9 protein-coding genes and 1 pseudogene are annotated in these 8,572 nt (G+C 68.2%); 5 read left to right on the top strand and 5 right to left on the bottom strand.

Features of this window, described 5'->3' with window-relative positions:
• The first annotated feature begins 382 nt into the window (after window positions 1-382).
• Window positions 383-874, top strand: coding sequence for a VOC family protein (locus tag QMK24_RS39780; RefSeq protein ID WP_283471780.1), 492 nt, complete (start codon window positions 383-385; stop codon window positions 872-874).
• 15 nt (window positions 875-889) lie between these two features.
• On the opposite strand, the gene QMK24_RS39775 is transcribed toward QMK24_RS39780, so the two are convergent.
• The 5 genes and pseudogenes from QMK24_RS39775 to QMK24_RS39755 form a co-directional block, all read right to left on the bottom strand.
• Entirely contained in the window at window positions 890-1,351 is a 462-nt protein-coding gene (locus tag QMK24_RS39775) for a hypothetical protein (RefSeq protein WP_283471779.1), read from the bottom strand.
• Between the two features lie 304 nt (window positions 1,352-1,655).
• Complete coding sequence (locus tag QMK24_RS39770; protein ID WP_283471777.1) at window positions 1,656-1,832, bottom strand: hypothetical protein; 177 nt, start codon at window positions 1,830-1,832, stop codon at window positions 1,656-1,658.
• A gap of 6 nt (window positions 1,833-1,838) precedes the next feature.
• A complete protein-coding gene (locus tag QMK24_RS39765) occupies window positions 1,839-2,087 on the bottom strand; it encodes a hypothetical protein (RefSeq protein WP_283471776.1) in 249 nt (82 codons plus the stop codon).
• Window positions 2,084-2,914, bottom strand: a pseudogene (locus QMK24_RS39760) (IS5 family transposase). Before QMK24_RS39760 ends, QMK24_RS39765 begins: the two are co-directional and overlap by 4 nt.
• 8 nt (window positions 2,915-2,922) lie before the next feature.
• Entirely contained in the window at window positions 2,923-3,228 is a 306-nt protein-coding gene (locus QMK24_RS39755) for a hypothetical protein (RefSeq protein WP_283471775.1), read from the bottom strand.
• A 34-nt stretch (window positions 3,229-3,262) separates the two neighbouring features.
• On the opposite strand from QMK24_RS39755, the gene QMK24_RS39750 reads away from it, so the two are divergent.
• The 4 genes from QMK24_RS39750 to QMK24_RS39735 all read left to right on the top strand — a co-directional run.
• On the top strand, window positions 3,263-3,526 hold the full coding sequence (locus tag QMK24_RS39750; RefSeq protein WP_283471774.1) for a hypothetical protein: 264 nt from the start codon (window positions 3,263-3,265) through the stop codon (window positions 3,524-3,526).
• Between the two features lie 49 nt (window positions 3,527-3,575).
• Complete coding sequence (locus QMK24_RS39745) at window positions 3,576-3,899, top strand: hypothetical protein (RefSeq protein WP_283471773.1); 324 nt, start codon at window positions 3,576-3,578, stop codon at window positions 3,897-3,899.
• Between the two features lie 293 nt (window positions 3,900-4,192).
• Window positions 4,193-7,660 carry a DNA polymerase III subunit alpha gene (locus tag QMK24_RS39740; protein WP_283471772.1) on the top strand — a complete coding sequence of 1,156 codons (3,468 nt, stop codon included), beginning with the start codon at window positions 4,193-4,195 and terminating at the stop codon, window positions 7,658-7,660.
• On the top strand, window positions 7,657-8,572 hold a 916-nt coding region (locus QMK24_RS39735), incomplete at its 3' end, for a DNA polymerase Y family protein (protein ID WP_283471771.1). The genes QMK24_RS39740 and QMK24_RS39735, both read left to right, overlap by 4 nt.

Below are 8,572 nucleotides of genomic sequence, written 5' to 3'. Positions count from 1 at the left end.
GGATTGCGACCACTCATCCCGCCACCCAAGCGAACCCCGAACGCCTGACCGGCAGAGACGCCCCAACGCCACCCCATCGAGCGACACCAAACCCGGCATTACAGTGCGAACCGCACTCTGAGAACGGCAGCGCCAACAGCGGGCACGCGGCCACAGTAATGGCGGGGGTGAGTTCCCCGCCGGGGAGACGTCTCAGAGGGCGATATGTGACTTGATGTCCGTTTCTGTGTCGCCTGATCGTGTGACTGTGGGGACTCCCGGCCGATCGACGAGTACACCTCAGGCCGACGCGGCTGGGCGCCTACGTGCGCGCCACCCTGGGCGGCGCCAAGGTCGCCGGTATCGGCAGCACCCCGCCGCCGGGTGGACCACCTACTTCGCCGTGGACAGCGCCGACGAGGTGTCACAGCGCGTCCACGAGTGCGGCGGCACCGTCGCCGTCGGCCCGCTGCAGGCGGAGCAGGCCGGGCGGCCGGCGATGGCGGCGGACGTCTCGGGCGCGGTGTTCGGTCTCTGGCAGGGCGAGGAGCACCTCGGTTGGCAGGTGGCCGACTGGAACCACCTGGCGCCCGACGTGCCGACGGCGGCCGCTTTCTACCGCGGGGTGCTCGGCCGGCAGCCCTCGCCCCGCCCGGACGGCAGCGCCGACCTGCTGGTCGACGGCGAACCGGTGGTGGGCATCCACTGCGGTACGGCACCGGGGTGGCCGCACTGGCAGGTGCACTTCGCCGTCACCGACGCCGACCTGACCGTACGCCAGGCCGTCGGACTGGGCGGGCAGGTCCTCGACGGCCCGGAGGAGACCCCGTACGGCCGGGCGGCCCGGCCCGCCGATCCGCAGGGCGGGCGGTTCTCCGTCATCGAGGTGGGCTGACGCAGGCGCGGCCGCTCACAGCCTTGACATGATCGCGCGGGCCAGCGTCTCGAGGTGGTCGCGGATCTGGCTGGAGTGCTCGTCGGGGATTCCCGGGGCAAGGGGGTCGAAGGCGTAGTTGACGGCGAAGTTGACCGAGCCCTTGCGCACGTACAGATGGCCACCGATCGAGGCTTCCTCGTACAGGGCCACGTCGCCCACTCCAGCCACCGGTGTGCCGGACTTGGTGAGTCGGCTGACCTCGTAGGGCAGCAGGATGATGAAGACGGTGCGGCCCTTGGCGGCGTTCACGTAGGTGCACTGCGTGAGGCCGGGCAGGGCGGTGTCGTCCCGGCTTCCCTTGGCCGGTTGGCCGAGGACCGCCCCGACCTCCTCCTCGGTCGCCAATGCGCAGACGTCCAGCGCCGGTTTCGTGGGTTCGGCGTGCACGGAGCCGCCGGAGCTGGTTGCGCAGCCGCTCAGGGCGAACAGGATCACCAGGCCCAGGACTCCCGGTAAGAAGCTGTACCGTGCGGGCCTCCGGGAACGCGTCATGTCCGGCCCCTCTCGTCGAGTCGGTCGTCGGGGCGTCGTCGGCCCGAGGCGCACCGGGCGCAGCAGACCGTTGCAGACGGCCATGTGACGATACGTCATCTCTGGTGGCGGCCAGCCTAGTGCGGCCTTCATGAAGATTTCTATGATTACGGTTCATTCCAGCTGCCCGTAACGGCGCACACGAGCCGGTAAGCGCACCCACCGGCCTCAGCCCCGCTGGTCCTCGAAGGGGAGGACGTCTGGGCAGTTACGGTCGCGGCCTGGTGAACAGTCCTGGCTCGGTCTCGGCCTGGATTCCGCGTCCGGTCAGGCGCTTCAGTTTGATGCGGACGTTGTTGATGTTGTTCGGCATGAGATCCAGGTCCATTACCTCGCACACGTTCCTCGCCCGTAGTGGGGCGTCGGCTTCGGCGAACACGGCCATGATCTGCTAGTACGCGGGGCCGTCCGGCAGGGCCGGAGTCGGTGTGGCCGCTGCCGGAGCCGTTTCGTCGGGCAGCTCCAGGAGCGTCTTGCGGGTGATCGTGATGTGCTCGGCGGCCTGGGCGAGTCCGTCCAGCAGCGCGGTCAGCTGCGCGATCTGCTCGTGCGCGGCCTCCGCTTCCACAGCGATCTGCCGCTCGCGGACCTCCAGACGTGCCAGCAGGGCACCGAGGGTCTGCTGCGGGTCGCCGCTCATGCGCCGTGCCAGGACGGGGTGGAGGTGCCGGTCAGCCGACGAGCCATCACATCGCTTATCGCCCAGTACACCCGGGACTCGGAACTGGCCGGGCGGTGCTCGTAGTCGCGGACCAGCCTGCGGTGCAGCATCAGGATCCCGTTGGTCTGCTCCACCCTCCAGCGGATCGGCTGCGGGACGAACCCGCGGTCGACCGGGTTGCGCTCGACGATCTCCACCGCGATGCCCAGGCCGGCGCCGTGGTCGACCACGGTCTTCTTGAACCCCTGGTCCACCAGCGCCTTCGTCACCGTGGAGGTCCCGGCGGCGACCTTGTCCAGCAACGCGGTGCCAGAGGCGTTGTCGTGCACGGAAGCGGCCAGCACCACCACGGCGATCACCAGGCCCAGCACGTCAACAGCCAGCCCCCGCTTGCGGCCCGGCACCTTCTTGGCGGCGTCCCGTCCGGTCGTGGCCGCGGGTACTCCGGCGGCGGCATGCAGGCTCTGGGTGTCGAGCACCACCAAGCTCGGGTCGGCTAATCGTCCCCGGCTCTCACGCACCTGCCAGCACAGTAGGTCGTGGATGACCTCGTCGGTACCGTCGTCGCGCCATTTGTAGAAGTAGTACTTCACCGCGCCAGGCGGCGGCAGGTCGTGGGGCAGGTAGTCCTATTGGCAGCCGGTCCGGGACTGGTAAAGGAGCGCGTTGACGATCTCCCGCATCTCGTAGCGGCCCTGGTGACCACTGACGGAGGGATGCTTCGCCTTCCACGCAGTGGGCACCGGCTCGATCAGCGCCCAGCGTTCGTCGGATAAGTCGCTCTTGTAGGGCTTGCGGTCGCTCACCACACCACTCAAAAGTCGCCGCCGGTGCGAAAGGGATCGTCATGCACTTCGCCCAGGCCGCCCAACCTCCCATGCAGCGTTAGGACGTCGTCCGCCCGCCGCACCCCAGCCCCGCACGAAGGAAGCCAGGGCGGGCGCTGCTGCTCGATATCGAAGGCGTAGCGGCGCGCGAAGGTCGGCCATCGGGGATGGCCGCGCTTGCCCTCGGTCGCGGGCAGCTCGTAGTCGTGGACGACCTGGTCGTAGGTGAGCAGCACCCGCTCGGCTCTGACGTTGAGTATCCGCGGGGGTACCTGGTGAGTACGCCGACTCATCCGGTCCTCCGTGCGGGAGGGTTGAATCGGCGCTATGAAGACGACCTACCCAGGCCCCGAGGGGACCTGGGGGGAGCAGAAGCACGACGAGCTCCGCAGCAAGCAAGCCGCCCTCCGCAATGCCTGGTCGCCGGAAGACGTCGCCGAGCTGGAGCAGCTACGCGCCGAACGCGCGGCCGCCCACGACGCGCTGTGGAGCCACCCCACGGTTAGAAAGGCCATGGCCACCGGCCAATGGGGACACCTTCACCGGGAACTGAAGGTGCTGGCCGGCGCGCGGGGCTGGCAGCGGCGTTGATGCATGCGGCAGGCGTGACGACACGACCGCGGCCGCCGTTGTGTGGGGCATGACGCAGGAACCGCAGGGACACCGCCACGCGGTCAACGAGCTCGTGACGTCGTCCCGCACCATGAGCACCCTCATGTCGACGATCTCCGCCCATGAGCTGCGCGGTTTCAGCCCACAGGAGCAGGCAGAGATCGAGGACCTCGCCGACGCGGCGGGCAGAGTCCTGGACGATGCCGAGCGGCTTCTGCGGGAGCCGGCGGGAGCGGTGAATGCCACGGAGCTCGTGCGCACGGTGCAGGCAACGAACAGGGTGATGGACCAACTGCGCGAGCGCGTGATCGACCGCCTGGTCGCGGACAACCCCGCGCCCGATCACCCCTGAGATCGGTCACGCGCTGCGCGTGGCGCCGCCCGGCTTCTTCTTCGCGGCCGTCTTCTTCGCCGCGCGCTGGCCGGGGACGAAACCAGCCGCGACAGGCGGGAGCGGAACCCGCGCTCATCGCTCGGATCCTCTCCCGACTGCTGTCGTTGCTCGTCCGTCGACTGCCACTGTTCCGCCCCCCTATGACAACAGAGCGTAGTTAATCGAACGAATGTACGGCGTAGGAGTTATGATCGAGATGCCGGCAGAGAACGCCGCGGGGAGGGGCTCGGGGCCGAGGACTGGAGGTGTCCATGCCGTCGTTTGTGCACCTCCACGCCATGTCGGGCTGCTCGGCCCGTTACGGGGCGGCGCATGTCGACCATTTGGTGCGCTGTGCGGCCGAGCGCGGCATGGACTCGTTGGCTCTCACTGACCGTGACAATGTCACTGGTGCCGTGCGCTTCGCGAAGGCCTGCGGCACCCGTGGCGTGCGCCCGATTTTCGGCGTCGACGTTGCGGTCGCACCGCGTCAGGCTGCGCCCACTGAGTTCCGGCTGCGCACCCCGGTACGCGGGGGTGCTCACGTGGTGGAGGCGCCGCTGCGGGTGACGTTGCTGGCTCAGCACGCCGACGGGTGGGCTCGCCTGTGCCGCTTGGTTTCCACCGCGTACGCCGGCCCCGTTGCGGGCCCGCCGGTGGTGTCGTGGGCCGCCCTGGCGCAGCACGCCGACACTGGGCTGACGGTTCTGTTGGGGCCGGTTTCCGAACCTGTGCGAGCCCTGTCCGCGGGCCGTGAGCGCCTCGCCGAGCAGCTCCTGGCCCCCTGGCGCGAGCTGGTCGGCGACAACCTGCGCTTGGAGGTGTTGTGGTTTGGCCTGCAGGGCACCGGGCCGGGTTCGCTGCGGCTGGCCGGCCGCACCCTGGCGCTCGCCGACCGGGTCGGCATCCCGGCCGTGCTGACCAATGCGGTCCGCTACGCCGACCGCGGCCAGCACCGGCTCGCCGACGTCCTGGACGCCGCCCGCCTGCTGCGCCCCATCGACCGCCGGCGCCTCGACACCGGGGAGCGCTGGCTCAAGGACCCGGCGGCCATGACCGCGGCCGCGGAACGCATCGCCGAAGCAGCCGGCGGCGGGACGGAGCGAGCGCAGCGGCTGATCGCGGAGACGGCGCGGACCGCGGAGCAGTGCAGGATCGACCCGGTGGTGGACCTGGGGCTGGGTGCCCCGCATTTTCCCGAGTCGTCCGTGGTCGGCGCTGGCGATGGTCCGGGGGAAGCGGCGGCGTTGTTGCGCGAGCGGTGTGAGGCGGGCATGGTCCGGCGCGGCCTGGACCGCGACCCCGCCGCGGTGCGGCGGCTCCAGGAGGAGCTCGCGGTCATCGCCGGGCTGGAGTACGACACGTACTTCCTGACCGTGGCGGCCGTCGTGGCGGATGTGCGGGAGATGGGGATCCGGGTCGCGGCACGCGGTTCGGGTGCCGGCTCGATGGTGAACCACGCCCTGTACATCGCCACCGCCAACCCGCTGGACCACCACCTGCTGTTCGAGCGGTTCCTCAGCGCCCGGAGGAGATCGCTGCCCGATATCGATATCGATGTGGAGTCCGCGCGGCGCTTGGAGGTCTACGACCGGATCATCGAGCGGTTCGGTACGGAGCGTGTCGCGGTCACCGGCATGCCCGAGACCTACCGGGCCCGCCACGCGCTCCGCGATACCGGGATGGCCCTGGGCATCGCCCCGCACGTGGTGGACCGCATCGCGAAGTCGTTTCCGCACATCCGGGCCTGCGACATCACCTCAGCCCTGGCGGAGCTGCCGGAGCTGCGGGAGCTGGCTGCGGTGTCGGACCGGTTCGGGCCGCTGTGGGAGCTCGCCGAGGGCCTGGACGCGCTGCCGCGCGGGATGGCGATGCACCCGTGCGGCGTCATCGTCAGCAACGCCACACTCCTCGACCGACTCCCCGTGCAGCCCACACCGGGTGGCTATCCGATGGTGCAGGCCGACAAAGAGGACGTCGAAGACCTCGGGCTGATCAAACTGGATGTGCTGGGGGTGCGCATGCAGTCCGCGATGGCACACGCGGTCGCGGAGATCGACCGCACAACGGGTCAACGCATCGATCTCGATGACAGCCGGCAGGTGCCGCTGGATGACTTCTTCGCGTTCAAGCTGATCCAGGCGTCCGACACGATCGGCCTGTTCCAGTTGGAGAGCCCCGGCCAGCAGGATCTTCTGGCCCGGCTGCAGCCGCGCGACCCGCAGGATGTCATCGCCGACATCAGCCTCTTCCGCCCCGGACCGGTCGCCGGCGGCATGCCCGCCCAGTACATCGCCGCCCGCCACGGCGCAGCCCCCCGCTACCCGCACCCCGACCTCGAACCCGTCCTGGCCGACACCTACGGAGTGACGATCTGGCACGAACAGATCATCGACATGCTCGCGATCCTCACCGGCTGCGACAGGGCTCTCGCGGAGGTCGCCCGCCGCGCTCTGGGCGACAAGAGCCGACTGCCGAAACTGCGGGAGTGGTTCCACCAGCACGCCGGTGCCCGCGGCTACACCCCGGCGGTCCTGGACGAGGTGTGGGAGATCATCGAGGCATTCGGATCGTACGGGTTCTGCCGCGCGCACGCGGTCGCGTTCGCCGTGCCGGCCCTGCAGTCCGCCTGGCTCAAAGCCCACCACCCTGCTGCTCTGTACGCAGGGCTTTTGGAGCATGACCCGGGGATGTGGCCGAAGCGGGTGATCGTCGCGGACGCCCGCCGCCACAACGTGCCCGTCCTCGGCGTCGACGTCAACCACTCCCGAGCCACTCACACCGTGGAGAAGACCGACCACGACACCTGGGGCGTGCGACTGGCGTTCTCCGCGGTCAAAGGCATCAGCGACGACCAGGTGGCCCGCCTGGTATCCGCGCAGCCCTATGCGTCGTTGCAGGACCTGTGGCAGCGCGCCCGACCCGCCCGACCCACCGCGGAACGCCTCGCGGAAATCGGCGCCCTCGACGCCCTGCGCGGGCCGCTGACCCGCCGCGACCTGCTCCTGCAGATCGCCGAACTCCACCGCCACGCCCGAGGCCACCAGGGCGACGGCCAGCTACCGCTGCAGGACATCAGCACCAGCTCCGCCCCCAGCGGCCTGCCGGAAATGACCGGCCGCGAAGCCCTCGGCGCAGAGCTGGACACGCTGAGTATCGATGTCAGCCAGCACCTCATGGAGCACCATCACCGGCTCCTGCGCGAAGTCGGCGCCACCGACGCCGCCCACCTCGGCGCCCTCCAATCCGGCCGGACCGTCCTGGTCGCCGGGGTGCGCGCCTCGACGCAGACCCCACCCATCGTTCACCGCACCAAGTCAAGTCGGGCCAGCGAGCCACAGCGGATCATCTTCGTCACTCTCGACGACTCAACAGGCTTGGTGGACTTGGTGTTCTTCAACGATAGCCAGGAGGAATGTGCCCACACTGTGTTCCATAGTGCGCTTCTGATGGTTCGCGGAACCGTGCAGCGCCGCGGCGGTCGGGTAAGCGTGGTCGGGATAGCTGCATGGGATCTCAACGAGTTGGCAGAACTACGAAGCACCGGAGGATTGGATGCGGTAGCTGAACGGCTGGCGGAGGGGCGAACTCGACGGCCACCGAAGCGTAAAGACGGAGGCCGCACGATTCAGGTGGCGGAAGGTGTTGAGATGCATCCGTGGGCAGATATTCGGCCTGCGGGCGACCAGCCCATGGGAGGCAGAAATCTCTGGCATTCGAGCCAAGGGAGCGCTGGATGAACGAGATGGGGATCCTCTACATCCAGGCAGAGTCTGTCGAGCAAGAAGCGCTTAATGCACTCAACGAGGTGCTGGGCGACATCACTCCAGTCGTGGAATCGATCATCCCGAATGCCGTGTTGGCGGATGTACGAGGGAGCACTCGACTCTTCCAGAAGGATGCAGTGGAGTTGGGAAGGTTGGTGCGTGTCCGGGTGTTGGCGTGGCATGACCTCGAATGCACCGTCGGCGTATCGGTGAACCCGCTTTTGGCTCGAATGGCCGCCCACGACGGCCTGCCGGGAGCCGTGCGGTTTGTGGACGGCCGGCCAGAGAGCATCGCCGCGTTCCTTTCCTCTAAACCAGTTGCTGCGCTCTACGGTGTGGGGCCGAAGACCGCAAAAGCGCTCTGCAGTTACGGGCTGGACACTGTAGATAAAGTCGCAAACACTCCACCCCTGACACTTCAGCGGATACTTGGCGTGAAGGCCGGACGGCTGATGCATCAGAGAGCGCGAGGGATTGATGCCACGTCGGTAGTGCCGAACGGCCCATCCAACTCACTCAGTGTTAGCCATCGATTCGACCAAAGCGAACTCGATGCCAATGAGCGCAGGAAGGTCCTGTTGGCGCTCTCCACCGAGTTGGGTTACCAAATGAGGGTGGAGCAACAGGTCGCCCGTGCTCTCACGCTGACGGTGCTTTATGCCGACAGGACAACGACCACCCGCACGCGACGTCTCACAGAGCCAACAGCTCACACGCCGATTTTGAAGAGCGCCACTTATGCCCTCCATGAAGCACTTGGCTTGCAGAGGGCTCGGGTTATTGCACTATCTCTGTGCGCCGAGGATCTGACGAGTGCGGAGCTATCCAGTCATCAATTGACTTTTGACCGCAGAACCGAGAGTGTTCGGCGGCTGGAGCCAGTAA

The sequence above is a fragment of the Streptomyces sp. PH10-H1 genome (assembly GCF_030063355.1).
GTDB lineage: Bacteria > Actinomycetota > Actinomycetes > Streptomycetales > Streptomycetaceae > Actinacidiphila.
This window is presented reverse-complemented; position numbering and strand designations above follow the sequence as displayed.